This is a genomic window from Pirellulales bacterium (genome assembly GCA_019694435.1).
Lineage (GTDB): Bacteria > Planctomycetota > Planctomycetia > Pirellulales > JAEUIK01 > JAIBBZ01.
In genome coordinates, this window is sequence record JAIBBZ010000016.1 from 67,279 (window position 1) to 88,881 (window position 21,603).

The following is a 21,603-nucleotide window of genomic DNA, read 5'->3' on the forward strand; positions in this document are numbered from 1 at the left end:
CGCCATGCATTTCGCCTGAGGTAGCCGTTGCCATGTCTCGTTGCGTGCTTGCATATTCCGGGGGGCTCGACACATCGGTCATTCTTGGTTGGCTGCAGGACCAGGGGCACGAGGTGCATGCGGTGTACGTCGACCTGGGCCAGCCCTGCGAGGATCGCGACGCGATTCTGGCTAAGGCGCGGACCTGCGGCGCGGCGAGTGCACGGATCGTCGACGTGCAGGAAGAGTTGTGCCGCGATTTTGCCGTGCCCGTCATGCAGTGGCAGGCAAAGTACGAGGGCCTGTACCTGTTGGGCACGTCGATTGCCCGGCCGATCATTTCGAAAGCGTGCCTGCAGGTGGCCCGGGAGGTGAAAGCCGATGCTTTCGCGCACGGAGCAACGGGCAAGGGGAACGATCAGTGCCGGTTTCAATTGGCGGCCGAGGCGCTCGATCCGTCCGTGCGTCTGATCGCCCCGTGGCGCATGGCCGCGTTTCGCCAGCAGTTTCCCGGCCGGCGCGAAATGATCGCCTACTGCCAGGAGAAGAAGATCCCGGTCAAGGCTTCGGTCGATAAGCCCTACAGCTCGGACGAAAACTGCCTGCACATCAGCTACGAAGCCGGCAAGCTCGAGGACCTGGAGGTCTGCGGCGTCGAGTTGGTCGAGTTCGGCATGACCGTCTCGCCGCAGCAGGCGCCCGATCAACCGGAACAGGTCACGATCGAATTCGCCGCGGGCGTGCCGGTCAAAGTCAATGGCCGGTCGATGTCGCCCTTTGCAGCCATTCAAGAGCTGAACGCGATCGGCGGGCGCAACGGCATCGGGCGGATCGACGTCGTCGAAAACCGCTTCGTGGGGATGAAAAGCCGCGGTGTCTACGAGGCGCCGGGCATCACGATCTTGTACGCGGCGCATCGCTACGTCGAACAATTGACGATGGATCGCGACCTGATGCATCTTCGCGACCGGCTCGCGCCGGAAGTTGCCGAAATGGTCTACTACGGCTTCTGGTACACGGCCAAATTCGACGCACTGCTGGCGTTCTTGCGGCAGGCCCAGCAGCCGGTCAACGGCTCCGTGACGCTCAAGCTCTACAAGGGCAATATCGACGTCGTCTCGCGGCGCAGCCCCAACAGCCTCTACGACGAGGGGATCGCGAGCATGGAGGGTGGCGGCTCGTACGACCAGACCGACGCCGAGGGATTCCTCCGCATTCAAGGCCTGCCGGTCCGAGTGCAAGGGCGTATCCTCCCGCGCGCCTACTAGGGTTTCCCGCGCCGCGGCGCAGGCGGGGGAACCTTTCACGCGATGATCGCCAACGCGTGGGGGGCCGTGCCGCTACCGGTGCAGGCAGCGCGACTTGGGCGTTAGAAAGTGCCGGCGGCGGAAGCGTCGAGCGGACTGGCCGGGGCATCCACGGGCAAGCCGATTGCCGGCGCCCTGTCCCGTGCAGGGACTGCTGCCGACATGGCTCGCGGGGCGATGGCCTTGGGCTCGGGCAACGCGTCGCGCGAGACGGCCGGGTCGCGCGCAAAGAGCAATTTGCGCAGCGATTCCAGGTCGGCGGCCCGCGACTGCAGCTCGCTGGACAGCCGGCCGGGGTCGAACCGCTCTGGCTCGAGAAAGATCCGGGCTGGGTCGGTCAGATTGTGGCCCGCCGCCAAATGCTTGAGCAGATTGCGCTGGCTACCGGTCAGTTGATGCGCCTTGCACAGCTCGCGAAACAGCGCCTTGGGGCTGTTCAGACTTTCCCGACGTTCCTGCATGCGCACCAGCGCGAACAGCGCCACAACAAACAGTGGCACGATCAGGGCCACGACCCCGAGCAAGAACAGATCATCGCCGGTGCCTTCGGTCGTCCGACGCCGCAGCTCGGCTCCCATCTGTTGGAACTTGTCGAAGTTCCCGCCCGCGGCCAAGATCGCCGACCCGCGCAGCAACTCAATCATGGTCGTGTTCCTGCGGGGGTTGTTCGGGCGTGGTTGGCTGGGCGGCCGAGGCTGAGCCCGACGCTTCGATGCCGAGCAGCTCGTTGACGGCTTCGCGGACGCGGTGGCTGCGGTCGTTCAGGGCGCCGCGAACGGCGTCTTGGGCCCTGGCTGTCGGCGAGTTGGCCAGGGCACGGACGGCCTGTTCGCGGACCACGTGGTCTTCGTCTTCGAGCAGGTCGAGTAACTGGCTTTCGACGTCGGCGGCCGCGTCGAGCAAAGGCACCAGGCCCAAGGCACGCAGCCGTCGATTGCGCGACAACGATTCGAGTTCTGTGCGCAACTGGGGCAGCGCTTGCAGATCGATCTTGCGCACGAGGCGTCCGGTGCTGCGCTGCACGTTATCGTCGAGGCCCGAGTAGGACGCGAGGAACCGGCTAAAGCTGAATTCGGCCAGGCACTCGCGGGCCGCGGCGCGAACTTCCTCGTGGGCGCTATCGACCGCGGCCAACAGCCGGGGCAGGGCACCCGGGACTCCACGGCCGCGAATCTGTCGCAAGATATGGGCCTGGACGATCGGGTCTGGATCGTCGACGGCGACCTGCGCCAGGGCATTGGCCTCGACGCCATTGAACTCGGCCAGCAGCCGGGCGGCGGTACGGCGCCCTCCCGTCGTGCCGTGTTGGAGCAGATATTGAATCGTCTTCAACGCCTTGCGGCGGTCATAGCCCGAGCACATGACGATCGCCGCCGCGGCACTTTGCGGCGCGTCGTCCAGTTGGGCCAGAACTCCGGCCTCGGGTGCGGCCCAGGCCCAGGCTTCGATGCGCTTGAGATTCAGCACATGGGTCGGCGAGACTTCGTCGCCGACGCGTTGGGCCAGGTGGCGCACGAACTTGACGTCGCCGCGGCGACCGATCAGCGACAGCGCCGCGCTCGGTGGACGGTTCTCGTCGAGATAGCTCAGCAACAGCCGGGCCACACCGGGGCGCGAGCTGTGATGCAGCACCTCGACCAGGGCGACATACGTGTTGTGCAGCGGATCGGTGAGGATCTGCTTGAGCAGGGCATTGTCCGATTCGGCCAGCGTGGCAAACGCTTCGAGCACCTCGGACGATTTGTGCTGCGAGAACCGGGCGACCGAATGTTCGAGCGTGGCGACGACGTGCTTGCGCATCAATTGCGGGTCGCGACGCTCGGCATAATCGCGCGGGCCCGCCAGCTCGTTGTAGAGCAAGTCGACGAGTTCGAGCATCGTGCGCGCCGCGCGATCGCGCTGGACATGGTGGGTGTCCTCGATCAGGTTCAGCAGCGCGGCAATCAGGTCGTATTCGCGGAACCAGACGACGGCCGGAAAACTGTTTTGGATGAGCGTGGGATCGGTGCCGAGGATGGCCTCGCGCAGGGTCTTCGACAGCCGTGACCGGCGCTCGAACAGCAATTGCTTCCAACGGCTGGTGAACAGCGGCAAGCGGCGGAGAATTTCTCGGCCGCCTTCGACGCTCTTGCGTTCCAGCAGGCCGATCAGCGCTCCCTCTTGAATGAACGGATCGCGCGCGTTGAGTGCCGGCAACAACACGGCATCGGCGGCCGCGTTGGTCGTCTTCGTCAGCGTCTCAAGGGTCGTGGCGAGTCCGTTGCTCAAGGGAGCCGCTTTCTCGGGCGGGGTGGTTTTCGGCGTGGCCTGCGCGCAGCGCTCGACGGCGGCGCAGGAGCACAAGGGCCAGCATCCTGTTTATCGATAGCTTTTCCCGGGGAGCCGCGCCCAGGATCCCGCAGGGCCGCGCTTGATTTAAGCTCCGACCGTGCCGACACTGGAGTGCATACGCTGCGCATTCGCTACGACCGTCGCCTTGACACGGCACGTGCCGCCTCGCTCATGGCTCGACGGTCGATCCGGTTGTAACGGGAGCTATCAACCATGTCGGGTCGGCTCGATGCCGTGACGATTCTGGACCGCGAGTATCTGGCCGTGCGGGCCAAGTTGCTCGAAATCGGTGCCACGCTCGATCGCCTCGATCGGGCCGAGGGCACGGTTGAGGCCGATCCTCGCCGGCAACGCATTCGCGCGGGCCTGGAGATTCTGGCCGCGGACAAGCCGGATCGGGCCGAGCAGATCCAACGGCTGTTTTCCCTGGGCTACGACGAACATTGGCGCCGTACGTTTGGCCTGGCCGTCAACGGCCAATAACCGCGGTCACCACGAGTATCACGCACCATGTACTACATCGATCCTCATATTCATATGGTCTCGCGCGTCACCGACGACTACGAGACCTTGGCCCGGATGGGTTGCGTCGCGGTGAGCGAGCCGGCGTTCTGGGCAGGCTTCGATCGGGGGACCGTCGACGGGTTTCGCGACTATTTCCGGCAGTTGACCGAGTTCGAGCCGAAGCGCGCAGGCTGGTCACGGATTCAGCACTACACCTGGCTGTGCATCAACGCCAAGGAGGCGGAAAACGTTCGCCTCTCGCGCGAAGTGATCGCGATGATCCCCGAATATCTCGACCGGCCCGGCGTGCTGGGAATTGGCGAGATCGGACTCAACAAGAACACCAAGAATGAAGCCACGGTGTTTCTCGAACACCTGGACCTGGCTGCCAAGACGAACGAGCAGATTCTGATTCATACGCCCCACTTGGAAGACAAGTACAAGGGCACCCGGATGATCCTCGATATGCTCGGCGGCGACCGGCGCATCGATCCGCAACGCGTACTGGTCGATCACGTCGAAGAGCACACGGTGCGCGCCGTGTTGGACGAGGGCTATTGGGCCGGCATGACGTTGTACCCCGTGAGCAAGTGCACGCCCGAGCGGGCCTGCGACATTATCGAGTTGTACGGACCCGAGCGGCTGCTGGTGAATTCGGCCGGCGACTGGGGGCCCTCGAAGCCGACCGCGGTGCCCGATTTCATCATGGCCATGCGTCACCGGGGCCACAGCGAGGCTTTGATTCGACGGGTGGTGTACGAGAATCCGCTGGCGTTCTTCAGCCAGAGCCGCAATTTCCGGTTCACGCCGCCCGAAGTGCTCGAGACGGCCACCGGGTAGCGCGCCGCGGAGTCGACCGGAGCAAGGTTGGATCGGCACGGACACGACGCTCGCGTTCCACCGGCGCCGACGTGGCGATGTTCCCGCTCGTTGCAGGCCGCGATGCCCCTGCCGAGTGCCCCGCCGGGGGGCTATGATGGCACGCATGAATCGCCGCCATCGTCCGCACGCATCGCAATCCACTCCCGAGTCACCGGCCATCGAAACCGAAGCGGCGCCGCCGCAGCCCGAGCGGCTGCAAAAGGTGCTCGCCTCGGCCGGTGTGGGTAGCCGCCGGCATTGCGAAGAAATCATCACCGCGGGCCGGGTCAGCGTCGACGGACAAGTTGTCACCGAACTGGGGACCCGCGTGGTTTGGCCGGGCCAGAAAATCGTCGTCGACGACACAACGCTCAAGCCGCCCAAGCTGGTCTATTACGCCGTATTCAAGCCCGAGGGCGTGGTATCGACCAACTACGACCCCGACGGCCGCGCGCGTGTGATCGACCTGTTGCCCGACCATGTCGAACGCGTGTTCAGCGTTGGCCGGCTCGATCGGGCCAGCGAAGGGCTGATGCTGCTGACGAACGATGGCGAGCTGGCGCAGAAGCTCACCCATCCGCGGTTTGGCGTCGAGAAGACGTACGAGGTGCTGATCGCGGGCCGGGTCGATGCCGGCTCCATCGACCGGCTGCTGCGCGGCGTGCACCTGGCCGAGGGCATCGCCAAGGTTGCTCACCTGGAGGTCAAGTCGCGGCGCCCGCAAAGCACGTTGGTGCGCATGGTCCTGCGTGAAGGCCGTAATCGAGAAATCCGCCGCGTGCTGGCCCGCGTGGGTCACAAGGCGCTCAAGATCAAGCGTATCGCCATCGCCGGACTGCGCCTGGGGAACCTCAAGCCGGGACAATTCCGCCGGCTCACGCCCGACGAGGTGCGCGAGCTGAAGCGGGCCGCCGCAGGCAAGCAGCGGCAGCGCCGCCAAGAAGCGGCCCCTGCGCCCGGCCCTCCGCAGCGCGCGAAGCGGCCAGCGCGTCCCGGCCAGCGCAGCTCTGCCGCGCGACCCCCGCGTCGAGAGCCCAACGCCGGCCAGCGCCCGCGGCAGGAGTCCGGCCCCAGCGGACCGCCGCGCCGTCCGCGCAAACCGTCGGCGCGGCCGAACAAAGGACGACCATGACCGCCGCAACGACGACGCATGACGAAGGCGAACACCGCGCGTGCTGGTACCCCGACGGGGCCGTGCAGGCGACCGTCGAGGTGATCGACAACGTACGCATCGCCGAAGCGACGTATCGGATTCGGTTCGCGTGCCCCGAGATCGCCGGAAAGATCCTGCCGGGCCAGTTCTTGATGGTCCGGCTCGCCGGGTGCAACGACCCATTGCTGGGCCGGCCGTTTGCCTTGTACGACCTGCAGGCCGATGTCGCGGGAAGGCCCGGCTGGATCGATGTCGTGTACCTGGTCGGTGGAAAATTCACGCAGCGGCTCGCCCAGTATTTGCCCGGCCAGCAGATCGACGTCTGGGGGCCCCTGGGCAACGGATTTCCGCCGCAGGCGACCGAACACCTGGTCATCGCCGCCGGCGGGATCGGGCAGACGCCTTTTCTGGTTCTGGCCCGCGAGCACCTGGGGCGGCAGCAGTTCGGCCAGCCGCCGCGACTGGTACCTGCCTGCCGCCGGGTGACGTTCTGCTATGGCGTGCGGCGCAAATCGCTCTTGGCCGGCGTCGCAGATTTCGAGGCCCTCGGCATCGACGTGCGCATCGGCACCGACGACGGCTCGGCCGGGCGCAAGGCCCTCGTTCCCGAGCTGCTGGCCGAAGTGCTGCAAGAGCACGGCCACGATTGTCGCGTGGTTTGCTGCGGGCCAGAGCCGATGATGGAGGCCGTGGCCCACTTATGCGTTCAGCGGGGCGTGCCGTGTCTGGTGTCGCTCGAATCGCCCATGGCCTGCGGCCTGGGCATCTGCTTTAGCTGTGTGACCCGGGTGCGCGACGCTGCCGGCGGTTGGGACTACCGTCGCACGTGCGTCGAGGGGCCCGTGTTCGACGCCGCGGTGATCGCATGGTAATGGCCCCCGGCGCGAGCAGCGGGCCAGCGGGCAGTGAATCGGACGAACAACGAGCCGCTCAAGATCAGCGGCTCGGAAGATCAGGACTGTCGCCGTGCGGTTAGGCCGTGGCCTTCACGCCCTTGGCCGCCTTGATTCGGGCCGAAAGCCTGGCCTTGTAGCGTGCGCCCGCGTTGCGGTGGATCACGCCCTTGGCGGCCGTCTGATCGATCACCTTTTGTGCCGCGCGGAAGTGGGTCTCGGCCGCCTGGACATCCTGCGCCTTGAGCGCTACCAGCACGCGTTTGATCGCGGTCTTCATGGAAGACGACGCCGCGCGATTGCGGGCCCGACGTTCGAGGCTTTGGCGGAGACGCTTCTTGGCACTTTCAGTATTCGGCATCGTAGGGCTCGGCAAGACGGAAGACGGCGTGACGGACCGGCGGACAATCCCACTTCATTCCGGGCGGCCCAGGACGGATCGTCAGGGGGCCCGGTGGTGGGAATCAGCCTTTATCGCGTAATTCCCTGATCTTGTCCAGGAGGGCCGGGACGTCGCGGTAGGCAAAATCGTAGCCGGCCAGCTCGGTGAGCTGTTTCTCGGCCACATCGAGGTCGCTCATCCCCAGGGCCAGCCGCCCGGCCCGGTACATGGCCAGCTTTTTCTGGTCCAAATCGCGTTCGTTGGTCTCCTGGACGGCCTGCTGATAGCTGCTCAAAGCCAGCTTGTACTGCTTGATCGTCTGGAAACACTCGCCCAGGGCCAGCAGGACGGCCCCCTTGCGCTTGAGGTCCTGGCGGGCATCCTGGAGGGCCTTGATGGCCTCGGCATGCTGCCCGGCCCGCATCTGCCGCAGACCCAGCTCGTACTTGAGTCCGTGGTTGGTCGGATATCGCTCGCACCGTTTGCGATAGACCTCGAGCTCCTGGCTGTTGAGTTCGGTCTTGGCTCGGGCCAGATCGGTCTTGAGGTCTTCGTTCGGCTGCTCACGATACTTGCGTTCGGCGGCGGCGACCTGCTCGCGCCGTCCACGCAGTTGGAAATCTTCGAGGCGCTCGCGGATGTCGAGCTGCTCGCCGAGGGCCTTGATGGCACGCTCGAGCACGTTGACCGCGTCGGCAAACCGCTCCTTCGACGCGTGCATGTCGGCCAGGCTCACGTAGAGCGACGCGTCTTGCGGATTCTTGGCGATGTCTTTCTCGAGCTGCTCTTCCGGGGTGAGCTTGCGCGGACCGCCTCCTTGGCGCTCGGCCTGCTCCATCTTGTCGGCCATCACGTCGGTCGTGCTCTCGGCGTCTTGATACCCGCCGACGTGGATGGTTTTCTCGACCGTCAAGTCGGCGATGGCCCGCTTGGCTTCTTCGTCGTCGGGGTGTGACTGGAGCACGCGACTCCAGCAGACGACCGCGCTGTCGAACTGCTTGTGCCTGGCCAACGTCCGCCCGGCGAGGCGGTTGATCTCGGGGTCTTTGATGTTCAGATCGAGCGCGCAGCGCAGGTACAGTTCTTCGTTTTCTTCGTAACCGAGCTGCTCGCAGGCCGCGGCCATGGCGACCAGCGTCGAGGTGTCCCAGGGATTGAGCTTCAGCAGGTCGATGCCCGTCTTGAAGACGCCGGCCCAGTCTTTCGACATCGAGGCCTTTTTGAGCATGCCGCGCGAGCCGACCCCTTGAATCGACGCGAGTTTGCTGCCTTTTTTGTTGTTGCTATACTTTTTTTGCAGATTGCCGATCAGCGCGGCCGCGTACAGCTTGTTGCCCGGATCGCCGATCAGGGCCTGGGTAAACAGGTCGTGTGCGTAGTCGAATTGGCCCGACGCGGCGTTCTTGCTGCCGTGCTCGTAGCACTGCTGCAGCCGACGGCGTTTTGCAGGCGTCATATCTCCGGCTTCGGACATAGCGGCGCTTTGCGTGCTGAGACTTTGCGTGCTGAGACCAGGATGCGTGGGGCGCGTGCGCAGGCCGGCAGACCCGTCCCACCAACCAGTCCGGGGCCCGACGCAGGGAAGCTGCCACAAGGGAAAGATCGGCCTGTTCCGGTTCAGCCTGGTGCGCGGCAAATTTCCGCCCCGGCCAGAACTCCTGCCCGGAGAATTTCCCGGCAAGTGGCTCTTCCCGGCTGCGGAGCGAATCGGCCCGCGGGTCGTGTCCCGGCAGCTTCCAATGCCTTCTAATTTACCAGACCGAAACAGCACCGGCCACCGCCATCGCCGCGGGCAAAACCAAGCTTGCCGACGCGGGGAACAACCTTGCCGGCCGTACCACGCATGAATTCACCTGCTCGCGGCGAACGGGGACACGTCGACCTGGTCGGGGCAGGGCCGGGCGATCCCGGACTGATTACCGTGGCGGGGATGCAATGCCTGGCGCGCGCGGACCTGGTGATTTACGACGCGCTGGTCAACCCCGAGCTGCTGCGCCATAGCCGTCGCGACGCCGAGCTCTTCTCGCTGGGCCGTCATGGCCGCGAGCGGCTCGTGTCGCAGGCCGAGGTGCACGAGCGCATGATCGCCGCCGCGCGGCTGGGGCGCCGCGTCGTGCGTCTCAAGGGGGGCGACCCGGGCGTCTTTGCCCGCATTGCCGAAGAGGCCGACGCCCTGCGCGCCGCGGGCATCTCCTATGCGATCGTTCCCGGCGTGACGGTGGCCCTGGCCGCCGGCAGCTACGCGGGTATACCCCTGACCCATCGCGACTGTGCATCGGCGGTGGCGCTGGTCACCGGACAGCAGGGGGCCGACACCGAAGGTGCCTCGCTCGATTACGCGCGCTTGGCGCAGTTCCCGGGGACGCTGGTGTTTTACATGGGCGTGACGAGCGCCCCGCGCTGGGCCAGCGAATTGGTTGCCGGAGGACGTAGTCCCCAGACGCCCGTGGCGATCGTGCGCTACTGTTCGTGGCCGCGCCAGCAGGTTTGGGAAACGACGCTTGCCGAATTGCCGGCGCTGCTGAGGGCAACGCGAATCCGCCCGCCGGTCGTGGCGATCGTCGGCGAGGTTGTTGCCTTGCGCGAAAACCCCACCTGGTTCGAGTCGCGGCCGCTTTTCGGGGCTCGCATCCTGGTAACACGGCCCGCGCATCAAGCCGGGGCGCTGGCCGACAAATTGAGCGAACTGGGCGCCGAGGTGCTGCTACAGCCGGCGATTGAGATCGGTCCTCCGGATGATCCCGCGCCGTTCGAGGCCGTCTTGCACGCGCTGGATAGCTACGACTGGATCGTGTTTTCCAGTGCCAATGGCGTGTCGGCCGTGATGGACCGACTGTGGCAAACAGGGCGCGACGGCCGCGCGCTGGGCCGCGCGCGGATTGCCGTGATTGGGCCCGGCACCGCGGCCGAACTCGAGCGTCATCGCCTGCTGGCCGACGTGCAGCCGGCAGAGTTCCATGCCGAGGCGCTGGCCGAGACGTTCGTCAAACAGGCGCAGGGTCGGCGGTTCTTGTTGATTCGCGCCAGCCGGGGACGCGAAGTGCTGGCCGAGCAGCTAGCGGCCGCCGGCGCCCAGGTCGATCAGGTCGTCGCCTATACGAGCCGCGACGTGGTCGCTCCAGACGCGGAAATCGCGGCCCAACTTGCCGCCGGGGCCATCGATTGGGTTACCGTGACCAGCTCGGCCATTGCCCGTTCGCTCGCGCAGATGTTTGGTGAGGGCCTCTGCCGAGCACGATTGGCCAGCATCAGCCCTTTGACCACTGCGACGCTCGGCGAGTTGGGCTACCCGGTCGAGGCCGAGGCCGCGGAAGCGACGATGGATGCCCTGTGTGCGGCGATGGCCGCGGCCTCGCAGCGCGGTTGATGCCGCAGGGTCGGGCCGGCGCAGGCCCTGTGGGCCCTGTGCAGCCAGATCGGTCCAGGGCGCTTGCCGGCCTAGGGCACTTGCCTGAGCGTCATCCAGCTCATGTAGCCCAGCATCAGGGCGCAGACCAGGAACAGGATGTCCATGAGCATGCTCACCTTGCTGAAGGGGATGCCCAGGGCCAGGTCGAGGCCGAAGATCAGCGCCAAGAGGACCGCAACGACCAGGCCAGCAATCGTGAGAATTCGCTGCATCGGAAGGGAGGAAGTGGCCTGAATCGCAAAGTTCCGGGCGAGACGCTTCGAACCAGTATAGTTCGCCCGGCTCAGGCACCTGAAGTGGCCCTCGGCCTCGCGAATCGACGAACCTGCGGATTGTAGCGGCTTACTTGTGCAAGATGAGCTTGCCGCTCCGAGTCAGCCGCAGTCGGTACATCTCCTCGCCGTGCTTGATGACCAGTTCGTTTTTGCCCTCGAGCAGCTCTTGCGAGGTGACAATGCGGAGCCCGGACCGTACAGGCACGGCTTCGGTCTCTGCCGCTTCAGCCCGCGGCTGATCGGAATGGGGATCGGGCATGGCGACACAACCGGGCAGGGAATCGACGATTCGCGACATGGCGGGCTGCATCGGCAGGATGTGGCTGGCGGTCTGAATCTATTGAAATTGAGACTCAGTGTCAAGTGTTATTTGCCGTGGGTTCGGACTTCGTCGAGTTTCGGCAACGATTGCTGAAAAAAAGCAAAAAGACGATTGACACCACCATCGACGATGATAAAGTGCGAGGCGTTAATGAGACGCGATCTCATTAATTTCTGAGCCGCCAGCAAGGCCCTGCACAGGATTCCTCGCCAGCCACGCTCTCCGCGGTTCGTTGTCGGGCATTTCATGCGAAATGCCGCGCGACGAGTGGATGCTTCGTGGTCCTGGTGCAGGAGCAGCTCGTGCATTGACGTTGGATCGCCGCCGACGGCGCATTCCGCGGCTTGTTTCCCGGCCGGCCTTCCGTCGGCCGGGGCACCTCCCAGGTCCTGCGAGCCGTTGGCGTTTCTTGTTCGCGATCCATCCGCGGTCTGCTGCGCGAGCCTGACTTCTTACCGCAGGCAAGCCCAAGGCTTGCCTGGTTTTGGCCTTGAAGGGCCTTTGAGGATCCGAGTCCGGCTCGTCGCAGGCTTCACCGCGGGACGTAGGCCAGCGCCGCTTTTCCAGCGGCGTGACGCGTGAATCCCGTTCTCTGGTGCTTTGTTGAGAAGGTCTCAAACGATGAAATTGCGCAACTTGTTGTTTGCCGTCACCCTGGCGGCGTATTCGGTTATGAATGGATCGGTCCAGCAACTCGCGGCGGCCACCGTCAGCCTGCCGGCTCCGAAGGTGAATCGCTGGATGTACCCGTTTGGCCCCCCGGTCGGCAATCGGCCGTCGGCGGCGACGTTCAGCGCGATCGGCGATCCCAGCTTTGACGAGCGCGATGCCGAATTCCTGCTTGGCTTCGATACGGCCGCGGGCGGCGTGCCCAGCGGCGCTGGGGCGGCCAACTATCTGATCAACTCGATCACGCTCGAGTTGACGGTGCAGGACCCCAACGGCCAGGGCGGATCGACGTTTGTCTACGATCCGACTTACGACAGCTACACCACCTTCGGCGCCGGCGTCGACGGGGATGCCGGACGTCCGGTCGAGGTGTACGCCCTGGGCTTTCGCAATGGATACGACGACCTGGGCCTGAGCGGCCCGGCCAACACCGTGCCGCATTGGACGGTGAACTCGCTGTTCACCGGCGTACCCGGCGCTCCGGCGCCGCTGCGGCGCAGCGCGTTGCCGCTCGGTTCCACCGGCGGGGCAGCGCTGGTCGACGTCTCGAACAACCTGGGCACCAACGGCGTGGGCGCGGGCTTCGACCCGGTGCCGCTGGGCGTGGGAACTGCGGCGTTGTCGCCCGGCGCTGCGGTGCCGGACGGCACGAAGATGACTTTCGCGCTCAACCTGAGCGACGCGCTCTACCTCGAGTATCTGCGGGCGTCGCTCGACCGTGGAGTGCTGGGCTTGGCTGTCACATCGTTGCACGCAGCGTCGTTCGGGGGCCCGGTGAGCTACCCGGTTTGGGACACGATCGACGCGCCCGGCGGCGTCGCGCCGCGTTTGGTGATCGATTACACGATTGTGCCGGAGCCTTCGGCGATGGTGCTCGCGCTGGTTGGCGCGGCGCTGGCGCTGGGGCGGCAAGTGACCGCTCGGCGCGGTCGCAAAGCGTAGGTCGGAACGGAGCAGAGGCGACCCGGAGCCAGGTTGCCGTCCGCGAGGCGGCAGCCTGGTTCTTCGGGGGGCATCGTCCCGTGATGTTCGAGGAGTCGGACCATGCGGCGCAGAGCGGCCTTCACCCTGGTTGAGTTGCTCGTCGTCATTGCCATCGTGGGCCTGTTGATCTCGATTCTGCTGCCGGCCGTACAAGCGGCTCGCGGCGCCGCGCAACGAGGCGAATGCGCCAATAACCTCAAGCAGATCGCGCTGGCGTTTCATCTCTATCACGACGCGTTCCTGATGCTGCCGCCTGCTCGACAGGCGCGCTATCCGGACACCAAGCCGTTGGGCAGCGCGTTCGTGATGGTCTTGCCCTACCTGGAGCAAGGCAACCGCTTCGCCCGGTGGAACTTCAACAAGGATCCGATGGAAGCGCCCAACCTGGACATCATCCGCGAGCAGATTCCCGTGTTCACCTGTCCGGCCATGGCGCTGCCGCGAACGTTTCCCGACGAGCAATGCGGAGAAATCGGCGCGCCAAGCAGCTATGCGGTGAGCACGGGCACCAAGCAGGTGCGTTACGGCCCGCACGATGGCGCCATCGTCGATTGGTATTACGGCCCGACGACGATCCCCTGGATTTCGGGCGGGTCGGGTGACGGCAGTTCGAACACGCTGATGATCGGCGAACTCAACTTCGGCCTGAGGAACTGGCTCGATTGGTGCAAACCCGACCGGATCAAATGGGGCACCACGCACTGGTCGCTCGCCTACACCGGCGTCAGCCTGGCCTCGACGGTCGGCATCTACAACAGCGACCGGGTGCTGACCGGGCCTAGCGGACTGTACGAATGGGAGACCTTTCGCAGCGATCATCCGGGCGGGTGCAATTTTGCCATGGTCGATGGGTCGGTGCGGTTCATCGCCACGACGGTCGACGCCCGACTGCTCGATGCCCAGGCGACGCGCGCCGGCGCCGAGGTCGTAGCAATGCCATGAGCATGCTGGCGTCGTATTCCAATCGCGATTGCAGGATGGCGCTGCTGTTGCTGACGCTGATTCTCGGCGCAGCGGGCGGATGCGAACAGGCGGCAGTGGCCCGGGCCGAAGTGCATGGCCGGGTCACGCTCGACGGACAGCCCCTGGCGCGCGGCTCGATCGTGTTCGTTCCGGCCGGCGAGGCGGCAGGGCCCAAGGCCGGCGGGCAGATCGTCGGCGGGCGTTATGCACTCGCCGCCGCCGAGGGGCCAGTTGTCGGGAGGCTGCAAGTTCAGATTCGCGCTGAACAGTCCTCGACTGCGTACCCGATCGCCGACGTCCGCGCCTATCAAGCGCATGGCGAAGAAGCGCCGCTGCCGGAAATCGTCCCCGAGCAATACAACGAACATTCGGTGCTGTTTGTCGACGCGGTCGCCGAGCAGTCGAACGAATTGAATTTCGATCTCCAAACGTCGTCAGACGACGACGTGTCCCCGTAAATCTCCAGGAGGTTTGTCATGTGGCGTCGATCCCTGTCCTTGGCTTGGTTGCTGCTCGTGTTGTCGGCCGTCGCGCCGGCTCGAGCACACTTTATCTGGCTGCAAGGTGTGCAGGCCGACGGTCGCGGCCAGATTCAGGTGTATTTCTCCGAGGCGCCCGAGCCGGGTTCGGCGGCGCTGCTCGACAAGGTGGCGCAAACCGAAGCCTGGGAATGCCGCCCCGAAGGCCGGCGACCCATTGCGCTGCAAAAGCAACTCGCCGGAGAGCAGGGGAGTTGGACCGCCGACGTGCCCTACGGCCCGGACGTTTGCTACCAGGCGCACTGCTTATACGGCGTCTTTGAGCGCGGCGGCCAGGCGTTGTTACTCGACTACTACGCCAAGCACGCCGGTGTGCTCGACGCCGCATCGCGCACGCAACTGCCGAGCGTCGAGGCCCCGCTCGACATCGTCGGCGGCATCGACGCGGGCGACCTGGTGTTGCGAACCGTGAGCGATGGCCAGCCGCTCGCCGCCGCCGAAGTCATCGTGACCGGGCCCGACGGCGCCGTGCAACCGCTGACGACCGACGCCGCGGGCGAAATCCGCCTGCCTGCGACCGCGGGTGCCTATGCGGTGCGCGCCCAGACCAGCACGCCGATGGCGGGAACCTACCAGGACAAGCCGTACAGCGCGCAGCGCCGCTATGCGACGCTCACGTTCCAGGTTGCTGCCGTGACGGTCGCCGTCGCCGCGACGGACACCGCTGCCGGCGAGCTGACCGCCACGGAATTGCTCGCGCGGGCCCGGGCCGCGCGGGCCGTCTGGAAAGACTTCCCCGGCTTTTCGGCCGACTTGACCATTCGGGCCAACGACCACAGCGAGACCGCGCGTTTGACGATGCACGGCGACGGCCGTTTCGACCTCGAAGGGAGCGATTCGCTGGGCGTGGGCTGGACGAAGACGCAGCTCCGCATTCTGGTGCAGCACCGAATGCCCGACGGGGTGCTGCCGGAAGAGGCCGAGTACGTGGCCGAAGAGGGCCGCCATCCGCTGGGACGATTGATCAAGCTCAAGGGCGGCGACCTCGATAGCGCGTATCGGGTCTTGGACGACGTGGTCGCCGAAGTCAATCGCACCATGGGCAAGACGCGATTCACGATCAGCGTGCTCAGCGTGACCCGCAACGCCGAGAAGCTGTACTTGCCGGAGGCGTTTACGGTCAGCTATTGGGACACGGAAGCCGGCCGGCTGCGCAGCGTGGAAACGATCTATCACACCTGGCAGCGTGTCGCGGGGTTCGACTTGCCACAAAGGCTGGTCGGAGTGCTGTCGAAAGACGGCCAGCGCCACGTGTTCGAAGTCGAGCTTGCGAACGTGCGATTGCTGGGCGAACCGGCGGCGACGCAGGTTGATGCCGCGACGGCGCGGCGCTAGCAGCGTGTGCGGCAGACTTGTGGCTTGCGGCCCGCGGGGATAGCTTGAGGAACTGTGCGCGGCGGGTTACCGCCCGGCGGTCGAAGGGGTGATGCCCCGTTGACCGACTGTGCGCGGCAGCTCGTGCTTTGGGGGGTCCTCCGTTCCTGCGTTGGTCGCATGCAGCATCAATCCGTACCGGGTCGTATCTTTGTGCTGTACCTCGCAGTGTATGCGGGTGTCGGCATTTGGCTGTGCACGTTCTTTCCCGCCTATTCCTGGCCGGGGGGCGACGAAGGCACGTACTACAGCTATGCCGAACGGCCGTGGACCCTGCAGAGCGATTTCTTCGAAGGGTTTCCGCCCAAGGAGCGGATCAGCCCCTACAACCTCCGCGGCTTCTTGACGCCGTTCTCGCTCGTTTTCGCTGTGTTCGGTTTCAACGTTGTCGCGGCGCGATCGTTGCTGGTGCTGTATGCCCTGGCCGTGCTGGTGCTGACCCATGTCCTGGCCCGGCGGCTGATGAATGATTGGCTGGCACTGGCCATGGTCGTGCTGATGTCGGTCAGTCCGCTGTTTCTGAACCAGACGCACGTCGTGCGGCCCGAGATGCTGTTCACGCTGGGCGTGATGGTCTGGCTGTGGCTGCTGATCCGGTGCGAAGGCACGATGTCGCCGCGCTACGCGGCCGGGCTGGGGTTTCTCGCCGCCAGCCTGCTGTGGGTGCACTATAACGCGGTCGTGTTCTGGTTGATCTTTGGATTGCTCCTGCTGCTGCGCGAAGGCAAGAAGTTGTTCTTTCGGCCGGCGCTGGCGTTCGTGGCCGGCGGGGCGGCCTTCGGCGTCCTATTCGCGGCGCTCAATCTGTACCCGGCGTGGTCCAGCGTCAGTGAATACGGTCCGATGCCCGTGACGTTCGTGTCCAGCAATCGGATTCCACTGTTGACGGGCGACATCTCGCGCAGCACGACCAAGATCAACGACGAGCTCTACCAATGGCTGCACGGGCAGCTCACGTTCGATCATTACACCGCCTGGGTGACGGTCGGCGTCTTCGCGCTGGCCGTGTGGGGCATGCTTCGCGATCTGCGGCGCGAGACCTCGCTCTGGGGGCTCTACCTGATGCTCGTCATGGTCGCCCAATGGCTGTTGATCCCCAACGTGCGCGACGATCATTTTTTGTACATCGCTCCGGCCATGTTCCTGTTGGCGGGCGTCGGGCTGGGGAGGTTGCCGCTGCTGGTGCGCGAGCCGGCCATCGTGTTGGCGTTGGCGGTGAGCGTCACGGCCTACCTCGTGGGTGACTTTCTGCTGCTTCGCGACTGGCGCGCCGTGGCCGCGGGCAATCGGGCGGCCGAGGCGGCCATTGCCAGGCTCGTCGACCACCTGGGTCCACGCGCGCAGACGACCGTGATGAGTCCGCAGGAGTTTCACGCCGCCACGTACGGCGTCAAGTTTCGGACCTATCACTCGATCATTCAGACCAAGAGTGTCCGTGAGACTCTGGAGACTTTGCGGCCCGACATGGTCATCATGACCACGCGCATGCGCGGCCTGATGCCCAAATTTGTCATGCACCCGGCGGCGCTGAGCGACGAAGTCGCCCAGCGCAAGTTGAAGGAGTTTCTGGACGACGCGATTATCTTTCAACTCCCCGACGGGCGGTTTGGCACCGACTACTTGATGTTGGCGCTGCTGACCGAGGAAGGGCTCGACAAAGAGGGATACTGGCGCTGGCCGCAGGGTTTGATCTGGTCGGGCACCGAGGTGCAGATTTGGCTGCGCGCCGACCACAAGGCGAAGTTTCCGGCCGAGGCGGCCCAGGACGACGTCGATCGGCAGGATCGTGCGGCCGCCCGGAATCGGATTCGCGCCGAGCGCGCGGCCGAACTCGAGAAGTACAAGTCCCAAGGCGTCGAACCGAGCCCAGGGACGGCCGGCTGAGCCTGGCCACGTAGCCATGTCACGCACGCCGAGCACCGATGCGAATCCCTGGTCGCGGTTGCGATCGCAAATGCCGGTCGCGCGGCGGCTGGCCTATTTCGACCATGCGGCCGTTGCGCCGCTCTCGGGGCCGGCGCTGGCCGTCATCGAAGATTGGGCCACCGACGCGGCCGAAAACGGCGATCTGAACTGGTTGCGCTGGAACCAGCAGGCCCAGAACGCGCGACGCCTGGGCGCGCAGTTGATCGGCGCCCTTGAAGACGAAGTCGCGCTCGTGCACAACACCACCGAGGGGATCGGCCTCGTCGCCGAGGGCTTTCCCTGGCGCGCGGGCGACAATGTCGTCACCTTGGCAGATGAGTTTCCCTCGAACCTGTTTCCCTGGATGAATCTGGCGCGGCGCGGCGTGGAAGCCCGCCTCGTGCCGACCGACGACGGCCGCGTCGATCTCGACCGCCTGCGCCAGGCCTGCGATGCCCGCACGCGCATCGTCGCGGTCAGTTGGGTCGGTTTCGCCTCGGGCTGGCGCAACGACGTCGCTGCATTGGTGGAGCTGGCGCATCACAACGGATCGCTGTTCTTCCTCGACGCGATTCAAGGCCTCGGCGTGTTCCCGCTCGACGTGCGGCAGACGCCGGTCGATTTTCTCGCGGCCGACGGGCACAAGTGGCTCCTCGGACCCGAGGGTGCGGGGTTGTTCTATTTGCGCCGCGAGCATCTCGATCGGCTGGCGCCCTTGGGCGTGGGCTGGAACAGCGTCGTTTCGGCCGGCGACTATGGCCGCACCGAATTTCAACTCAAGCCGACGGCGGCGCGTTACGAAGGCGGTTCGCCCAACATGGGCGGCAATCTGGCCTTGGCGGCGAGCCTCGAGCTGCTCTTGTCCCACGGCACCGAGCAGATCGCCGAGCGGGTAATTGCCGTGACCGATGCCTTGTGCGCGGCGCTCGTCCAAATCGGGGCGACGATCCACAGCGACCGCAGCGACGCGCGCCGCTCGGGCATCGTGGCGTTCAGCGTGCCCGAAGTTCCGCCGCAAGTCGTGCGGCAGCGCGGCCTGGCGGCCGGCGTCGTCCTGAGTGTGCGCAACGGACGGTTACGCGCGAGCCCCCACGCCTATGTCGACGAGAGCGATCTCGACCGGCTCGTCGAAGTCGTCGAGTCGGCGCGCCACGAGTCCTGATCCCTGGCCCGGCCCATCGGCCGACCTTGACGATTGCGAGTTTTTTACCGGCCGGGTGCCCGATGGGCGTCGCTCTCGACCCGGTCGTGGGCCGGGCGAAAAATTGCATTGCCCGGAAGTGCCGGGGATGATGGAGCCGGTCGCGAACTCCTTCCGCTCCGCTGCTATTGCGGTTCGCCCATGCCCAAGCCTCATCACGATCGCATCGCCGTCTATACCGGCTCGTTTGACCCGATCACGCTCGGGCACGTCAACGTCATCGAGCGCAGCGCGCAGCTCGTCGACCGGCTGATCGTCGGCATTGGCGTGCACGTGGGCAAGAACCCGCTGTTCACGCTCGAAGAGCGCGTGAGCCTCGTGAGCCGGGTGACGCGGCGGATTCCTAACGTCGAGGTCAAACAGTTCAGCGGGCTGGCTGTGAATTTCGTCCGTGAGTGCAACGCACGGGTGATGATTCGCGGTGTGCGGCCGCTCACCGACATCGCGGCCGAGTTCACGATGATGATGGCCAACCGGCATCTCGACCCGGGCATCGAGACGGTGTTCCTGATGTCGGACGAAGAGTTCTCGCACGTCTCCAGCACGCTCGTCAAACAGATCGTGTCGTTGGCCAGCGATCGCGAGCTGGCGGCCTTCGTGCCGACCGAAGTGATCGAAGAATTGCGACGCAAGCTGCCCGGCGACGGTGCGGCGACCCGGGATTAAGACCCTGGGCGAAGCTTCCGGGCGAGATCGAGCCTTGCTGCGCCCAGTTCTGCGGCCTGTTGTGCTCAGTTCTGCTCGGGACGCCCCTGGCCGTCGAGATGCTCGCGGAGATACCGCGCCCGCTCTTTGTTGCGGTCGGCCGTGTCGAGCTCGGTGCCGCGCAGCTTCTGCAAATGCGCCGGCTGGGTGTGGATGAAGAGCTTGTTGATGGTGGGGATTTCCAGGTCGTGGATCAGCCCCAGATTGACGCCCATCCGTACGCTCGATAACAGGTGCATCGTCTCTTCCGAGCTGATGGTTTGCGCGGTCCGCAGGATGCCATAGGCCCGGCTGACGCGGTCGTGCAGGCTCTCGTTACTCTGGCGCACCAGCGCCTCGCGGGCCTTGCGTTCGTAGTCGATGATTTGCGGCACGACGTCGCCGACCTGCTTGACCAGATCCAGTTCCGAGCGGCCCAGGGTGAGCTGATTGCTGATCTGGTAGAAGTCGCCCATGAACTGCGAGCCTTCGCCGTAGAGGCCTCGCACGGCGAGGTTGATCTTTTGCAGCGAGCGAAAGACCCGCTCGATCTGCTCGGTGAGCACCAGCGCCGGCAGATGCAGCATCACGCTCACGCGCAGCCCGGTGCCGACGTTGGTCGGGCAGGCGGTCAGGAAACCGAGCTTGTCGTGGAAGGCGAAGGTGACGTATTGCTGCAGACGGTCGTCGAGCGCGTTGATCTGCTCCCAGGCCGTCAGCAGGTCGAGGCCGCTGTGCATCACCTGGATGCGCAGATGGTCCTCTTCGTTGATCATCAGGCTGATCTGCTCGCTGGGGTCGATGACGACGCTGCGGGCCCCCTCCGACTCTGCGTGCTCGCGGCTGATCAACTGCCGCTCGGCCAGGAACTGGCGGTCGATCGGCGCGAGCTTGTTGACGTCGACGTAATCCAGCGGGTTTTCGACGGCGGCGCCGATGGCATCGCGGAGCTGTTTTTCGATCTCGGCCCGATCGCTCGCGTCGGCCCGGCTGATGAACGGAAAGTGCGCAAGATTGCGGGCCAGCCGGATGCGGCTGCTGATGACGATGTCGGATTCAGGGCCCGAGCCGCGGAGCCACTCTCCGCTGCTGGTTACCATCTCTGCAAAGTCCACGGCTGGTCGATCTCGCTAGGGACTCGCGGGCCCGGCGATCGCGCGCAACGGGCGATCACGGGGCGCGGCGGGTCGTTTTCTCCATCTGTCGGATTTCGTCACGCAGTTCCGAGGCACGCTCGTAGTTCTCTTCCGTAATCGCTTCGCGCATCTCCCGGCGCAGGCGGATCAGCTTGGTCAGCTCGTCCGTGCCGCCGCCGCCGCCCGGCGGACGCTTGCCGCGATGCTCGCTCTCCCCGTGAATGTTGAGGATCAACGGGCCCAGCTCTTTTTTGAAGCCGACGTAGTCGTGCGGGCAACCGAGCCGTCCCTGGTTGCGGAATTCGAAAAACGTGATGCCGCAAACCGGGCACGCCTGCTGGTCGAGCCGGGCCAGTTCGGCGGCCGTTTGGCCGACCGCCAACTGCTGTGCCAGCATCCCGGCCAGGCTCGGCGAGGCCTCCTCGGCCGCATCGGGCTGGCGCAGGTATTCCTTGGCGTGCTCCTCGCAGAGGTGCAGCTCTTGGGGCTTCCCTCCGGCCAGCTCGGTGATGTGGAACGTCGCCGGTTTTTCGCACTTCTGGCAGCGCATAGCAACACAGCAGGGGGGTTGGGTGGTCGGCACGAGGGCCGGAGCGAGGCCGCGCTCGATGCCGTGGGGAGAACGCGCAAGGGGAGCTATCTTGCACCCACACAACGCGCAAATCCTACCCCAATCATACCGGTACGCTTCGTCCTGACAACGCAGCTTCGCCGCAGCCAGGGCGGGACTGC

At 65.5% G+C, this 21,603-nt stretch carries 21 protein-coding genes; 13 read left to right on the forward strand and 8 right to left on the reverse strand.

The genetic code is table 11. The features are described 5' to 3' along the window. Positions 1 to 32: 32 nt before the first annotated feature. A complete protein-coding gene (locus tag K1X74_13450; protein MBX7167330.1) occupies positions 33 to 1,247 on the forward strand; it encodes an argininosuccinate synthase in 1,215 nt (404 codons plus the stop codon). 101 nt (positions 1,248 to 1,348) lie between these two features. Here K1X74_13450 and K1X74_13455 read toward each other — a convergent pair whose 3' ends face one another. Both K1X74_13455 and K1X74_13460 read right to left on the reverse strand, forming a co-directional pair. After that, complete coding sequence (locus K1X74_13455) at positions 1,349 to 1,930, reverse strand: hypothetical protein (GenBank protein ID MBX7167331.1); 582 nt, start codon at positions 1,928 to 1,930, stop codon at positions 1,349 to 1,351. Continuing rightward, positions 1,923 to 3,554, reverse strand: coding sequence for a HEAT repeat domain-containing protein (locus K1X74_13460; GenBank protein MBX7167332.1), 1,632 nt, complete (start codon positions 3,552 to 3,554; stop codon positions 1,923 to 1,925). The genes K1X74_13455 and K1X74_13460 overlap by 8 nt, the downstream gene beginning before the upstream one ends. A 276-nt stretch (positions 3,555 to 3,830) precedes the next feature. On the opposite strand from K1X74_13460, the gene K1X74_13465 reads away from it, so the two are divergent. From K1X74_13465 to K1X74_13480, 4 genes are all read left to right on the forward strand, one after another. Then, positions 3,831 to 4,100: a hypothetical protein gene (locus tag K1X74_13465; protein MBX7167333.1), complete on the forward strand. Its 270-nt coding sequence runs from the start codon at positions 3,831 to 3,833 to the stop codon at positions 4,098 to 4,100. A 27-nt stretch (positions 4,101 to 4,127) separates the two neighbouring features. Further along, complete coding sequence (locus K1X74_13470) at positions 4,128 to 4,961, forward strand: TatD family hydrolase (protein ID MBX7167334.1); 834 nt, start codon at positions 4,128 to 4,130, stop codon at positions 4,959 to 4,961. 145 nt (positions 4,962 to 5,106) lie between these two features. After that, positions 5,107 to 6,114, forward strand: coding sequence for a pseudouridine synthase (locus tag K1X74_13475; GenBank protein MBX7167335.1), 1,008 nt, complete (start codon positions 5,107 to 5,109; stop codon positions 6,112 to 6,114). Beyond that, entirely contained in the window at positions 6,111 to 7,007 is an 897-nt protein-coding gene (locus tag K1X74_13480; GenBank protein MBX7167336.1) for a dihydroorotate dehydrogenase electron transfer subunit, read from the forward strand. Before K1X74_13475 ends, K1X74_13480 begins: the two co-directional genes overlap by 4 nt. A 100-nt stretch (positions 7,008 to 7,107) precedes the next feature. On the opposite strand, the gene rpsT is transcribed toward K1X74_13480, so the two are convergent. Then, positions 7,108 to 7,389 carry a 30S ribosomal protein S20 gene (rpsT, locus tag K1X74_13485; GenBank protein ID MBX7167337.1) on the reverse strand — a complete coding sequence of 94 codons (282 nt, stop codon included), beginning with the start codon at positions 7,387 to 7,389 and terminating at the stop codon, positions 7,108 to 7,110. Between the two features lie 103 nt (positions 7,390 to 7,492). Beyond that, the gene (locus K1X74_13490; protein ID MBX7167338.1) at positions 7,493 to 8,866 is read right to left on the reverse strand and encodes a hypothetical protein; all 1,374 of its coding nucleotides are present in this window, start codon (positions 8,864 to 8,866) and stop codon (positions 7,493 to 7,495) included. Between the two features lie 387 nt (positions 8,867 to 9,253). Between K1X74_13490 and cobA the strand changes: the two genes are divergently transcribed. Continuing rightward, positions 9,254 to 10,777, forward strand: a complete 1,524-nt coding sequence (gene cobA, locus K1X74_13495) for a uroporphyrinogen-III C-methyltransferase (protein MBX7167339.1) — start codon at positions 9,254 to 9,256, stop codon at positions 10,775 to 10,777. 71 nt (positions 10,778 to 10,848) lie between these two features. Here the strand turns inward: cobA and K1X74_13500 are convergent, their stop codons facing one another. Continuing rightward, positions 10,849 to 11,031: a hypothetical protein gene (locus K1X74_13500; protein MBX7167340.1), complete on the reverse strand. Its 183-nt coding sequence runs from the start codon at positions 11,029 to 11,031 to the stop codon at positions 10,849 to 10,851. Between the two features lie 130 nt (positions 11,032 to 11,161). Beyond that, entirely contained in the window at positions 11,162 to 11,392 is a 231-nt protein-coding gene (locus K1X74_13505; protein MBX7167341.1) for a hemin uptake protein HemP, read from the reverse strand. Between the two features lie 645 nt (positions 11,393 to 12,037). Between K1X74_13505 and K1X74_13510 the strand changes: the two genes are divergently transcribed. The 7 genes from K1X74_13510 (at position 12,038) to coaD (ending at position 19,717) form a co-directional block, all read left to right on the forward strand. Next, on the forward strand, positions 12,038 to 13,027 hold the full coding sequence (locus K1X74_13510; GenBank protein ID MBX7167342.1) for a hypothetical protein: 990 nt from the start codon (positions 12,038 to 12,040) through the stop codon (positions 13,025 to 13,027). A 102-nt stretch (positions 13,028 to 13,129) separates the two neighbouring features. Beyond that, positions 13,130 to 14,011 (forward strand): DUF1559 domain-containing protein, encoded by an 882-nt coding sequence (locus K1X74_13515; GenBank protein ID MBX7167343.1) that lies wholly within the window; start codon positions 13,130 to 13,132, stop codon positions 14,009 to 14,011. Positions 14,012 to 14,046: 35 nt separating this feature from the next. Beyond that, positions 14,047 to 14,490 carry a hypothetical protein gene (locus tag K1X74_13520; protein ID MBX7167344.1) on the forward strand — a complete coding sequence of 148 codons (444 nt, stop codon included), beginning with the start codon at positions 14,047 to 14,049 and terminating at the stop codon, positions 14,488 to 14,490. Positions 14,491 to 14,508: 18 nt separating this feature from the next. Continuing rightward, a complete protein-coding gene (locus K1X74_13525; protein ID MBX7167345.1) occupies positions 14,509 to 15,906 on the forward strand; it encodes a DUF3386 family protein in 1,398 nt (465 codons plus the stop codon). Positions 15,907 to 16,065: 159 nt separating this feature from the next. Then, the gene (locus K1X74_13530; GenBank protein ID MBX7167346.1) at positions 16,066 to 17,829 is read left to right on the forward strand and encodes a glycosyltransferase family 39 protein; all 1,764 of its coding nucleotides are present in this window, start codon (positions 16,066 to 16,068) and stop codon (positions 17,827 to 17,829) included. A 70-nt stretch (positions 17,830 to 17,899) separates the two neighbouring features. Continuing rightward, a complete protein-coding gene (locus tag K1X74_13535; protein ID MBX7167347.1) occupies positions 17,900 to 19,012 on the forward strand; it encodes an aminotransferase class V-fold PLP-dependent enzyme in 1,113 nt (370 codons plus the stop codon). Between the two features lie 180 nt (positions 19,013 to 19,192). Next, positions 19,193 to 19,717, forward strand: a complete 525-nt coding sequence (coaD, locus tag K1X74_13540; GenBank protein ID MBX7167348.1) for a pantetheine-phosphate adenylyltransferase — start codon at positions 19,193 to 19,195, stop codon at positions 19,715 to 19,717. A gap of 65 nt (positions 19,718 to 19,782) precedes the next feature. On the opposite strand, the gene K1X74_13545 is transcribed toward coaD, so the two are convergent. Both K1X74_13545 and K1X74_13550 read right to left on the reverse strand, forming a co-directional pair. After that, positions 19,783 to 20,835 (reverse strand): protein arginine kinase, encoded by a 1,053-nt coding sequence (locus K1X74_13545; GenBank protein ID MBX7167349.1) that lies wholly within the window; start codon positions 20,833 to 20,835, stop codon positions 19,783 to 19,785. 70 nt (positions 20,836 to 20,905) lie between these two features. Beyond that, on the reverse strand, positions 20,906 to 21,421 hold the full coding sequence (locus tag K1X74_13550; protein MBX7167350.1) for a UvrB/UvrC motif-containing protein: 516 nt from the start codon (positions 21,419 to 21,421) through the stop codon (positions 20,906 to 20,908). Between the last annotated feature and the right edge of the window lie 182 nt (positions 21,422 to 21,603).

Excerpts from the sequence above, each read along its gene's own strand:
- K1X74_13450 (MBX7167330.1), top strand. The coding sequence starts at position 33 with ATGTCTCGTTGCGTGCTTGCATATTCCGGGGGGCTCGACACATCGGTC.
- K1X74_13455 (MBX7167331.1), bottom strand. The coding sequence starts at position 1,930 with ATGATTGAGTTGCTGCGCGGGTCGGCGATCTTGGCCGCGGGCGGGAAC.
- K1X74_13465 (MBX7167333.1), top strand. The coding sequence starts at position 3,831 with ATGTCGGGTCGGCTCGATGCCGTGACGATTCTGGACCGCGAGTATCTG.
- K1X74_13470 (MBX7167334.1), top strand. The coding sequence starts at position 4,128 with ATGTACTACATCGATCCTCATATTCATATGGTCTCGCGCGTCACCGAC.
- K1X74_13475 (MBX7167335.1), top strand. The coding sequence starts at position 5,107 with ATGAATCGCCGCCATCGTCCGCACGCATCGCAATCCACTCCCGAGTCA.
- K1X74_13480 (MBX7167336.1), top strand. The coding sequence starts at position 6,111 with ATGACCGCCGCAACGACGACGCATGACGAAGGCGAACACCGCGCGTGC.
- rpsT (MBX7167337.1), bottom strand. The coding sequence starts at position 7,389 with ATGCCGAATACTGAAAGTGCCAAGAAGCGTCTCCGCCAAAGCCTCGAA.
- K1X74_13490 (MBX7167338.1), bottom strand. The coding sequence starts at position 8,866 with ATGACGCCTGCAAAACGCCGTCGGCTGCAGCAGTGCTACGAGCACGGC.
- cobA (MBX7167339.1), top strand. The coding sequence starts at position 9,254 with ATGAATTCACCTGCTCGCGGCGAACGGGGACACGTCGACCTGGTCGGG.
- K1X74_13500 (MBX7167340.1), bottom strand. The coding sequence starts at position 11,031 with ATGCAGCGAATTCTCACGATTGCTGGCCTGGTCGTTGCGGTCCTCTTG.
- K1X74_13505 (MBX7167341.1), bottom strand. The coding sequence starts at position 11,392 with ATGTCGCGAATCGTCGATTCCCTGCCCGGTTGTGTCGCCATGCCCGAT.
- K1X74_13510 (MBX7167342.1), top strand. The coding sequence starts at position 12,038 with ATGAAATTGCGCAACTTGTTGTTTGCCGTCACCCTGGCGGCGTATTCG.
- K1X74_13515 (MBX7167343.1), top strand. The coding sequence starts at position 13,130 with ATGCGGCGCAGAGCGGCCTTCACCCTGGTTGAGTTGCTCGTCGTCATT.
- K1X74_13520 (MBX7167344.1), top strand. The coding sequence starts at position 14,047 with ATGGCGCTGCTGTTGCTGACGCTGATTCTCGGCGCAGCGGGCGGATGC.
- K1X74_13525 (MBX7167345.1), top strand. The coding sequence starts at position 14,509 with ATGTGGCGTCGATCCCTGTCCTTGGCTTGGTTGCTGCTCGTGTTGTCG.
- K1X74_13530 (MBX7167346.1), top strand. The coding sequence starts at position 16,066 with ATGCAGCATCAATCCGTACCGGGTCGTATCTTTGTGCTGTACCTCGCA.
- K1X74_13535 (MBX7167347.1), top strand. The coding sequence starts at position 17,900 with ATGCCGGTCGCGCGGCGGCTGGCCTATTTCGACCATGCGGCCGTTGCG.
- coaD (MBX7167348.1), top strand. The coding sequence starts at position 19,193 with ATGCCCAAGCCTCATCACGATCGCATCGCCGTCTATACCGGCTCGTTT.
- K1X74_13545 (MBX7167349.1), bottom strand. The coding sequence starts at position 20,835 with ATGGTAACCAGCAGCGGAGAGTGGCTCCGCGGCTCGGGCCCTGAATCC.
- K1X74_13550 (MBX7167350.1), bottom strand. The coding sequence starts at position 21,421 with ATGCGCTGCCAGAAGTGCGAAAAACCGGCGACGTTCCACATCACCGAG.